This window comes from Stenotrophomonas sp. PS02297, assembly GCF_029959705.1.
Lineage (GTDB): Bacteria > Pseudomonadota > Gammaproteobacteria > Xanthomonadales > Xanthomonadaceae > Stenotrophomonas > Stenotrophomonas nitritireducens.
Genome location: NZ_JASCOS010000244.1, coordinates 1 through 818, shown reverse-complemented (window position 1 = coordinate 818; position 818 = coordinate 1). Strand labels below are relative to the sequence as shown.

Here is an 818-nt window from a genome sequence, read left to right as displayed (position 1 = left end):
GTCGTGGCCGCCCGCGTTCCTTCGGCGCAGGCGGCTGCGCCTGATCCGGCACCGGGAAGCGCGCCTGCAGCCGCTCCAGCACCTGCGCGGCATCGCCGCGCAGGTCCAGGTCCAGGCTCTGCCCGGTGCGGTCGTCCAGCAGCAACAGGGGCCGTCCGTCCGCCGCCACGCCCGCGCGCGCGACGGCTTCCCGCACCACCTGCCGCAGTTCGCCACGGGCCAGCAGGCGCTCGCCCTCGAACAGGGCATGGGGGGCTTCCAGGGGATCGTTCATGCATCGACTCAAATTTGACCCGGGTAATATTGCCATCAAATTTTTACCCGGGCAATATTAGATTCCCCTTCAGGAGCCCCTCCACCATGGACAAGCAGCAACGCCGGCAGCAGATCGCCGACTACAAGCGCCGCCCGGTCCGCCGCGGCATCTACCGCGTGCACTGCACCGCCAGCGGCGAAAGCTGGGCCGGCCCGGCCAACGACCTGTCCACCATCGGCAACCGGCTGTGGTTCACCCTGCGCCTGGGCAACCACCCGCACCGGCAGCTGCAGCAGGCCTGGAACCTGCACGGCGCCGCCGCGTTCGAATGGCACGACGCGCTGCAACTGGAAGACGAGCCTGACCTGCATGACTTCGAGCGCGAGCGCCTGCTGCAGGACGCGCTGGCCGAGGTCTGCCGGCGGACCGGCGCCACGCCGCTGCGCTGATCCGGCGCGGCGGCGTTCTTCCCGCGGCCGCATGGCGTGGTGGCCGGCGCCTTCACCCTGCCGGCCAATGGGGGTCATCGAGGGCAAAACCACGCCACTGGATGGCGCGCACA

Annotated in this window: 2 protein-coding genes; one reads left to right on the top strand and one right to left on the bottom strand. The window is 70.3% G+C overall.

All coding sequences use genetic code 11. The features are described from left to right. Positions 1 to 274: DUF2239 family protein (locus QMX80_RS19205; protein ID WP_282278772.1), on the bottom strand; the 274-nt coding region annotated here is incomplete at its 3' end. Between the two features lie 86 nt (positions 275 to 360). On the opposite strand from QMX80_RS19205, the gene QMX80_RS19200 reads away from it, so the two are divergent. Next, entirely contained in the window at positions 361 to 705 is a 345-nt protein-coding gene (locus QMX80_RS19200) for a GIY-YIG nuclease family protein (RefSeq protein ID WP_055768068.1), read from the top strand. The last annotated feature ends 113 nt before the right edge of the window (positions 706 to 818 follow it).

What these genes read in the sequence shown, in the direction of transcription:
- QMX80_RS19200 (WP_055768068.1), top strand. Translation starts at nt 361, where the DNA reads ATGGACAAGCAGCAACGCCGGCAGCAGATCGCCGACTACAAGCGCCGC.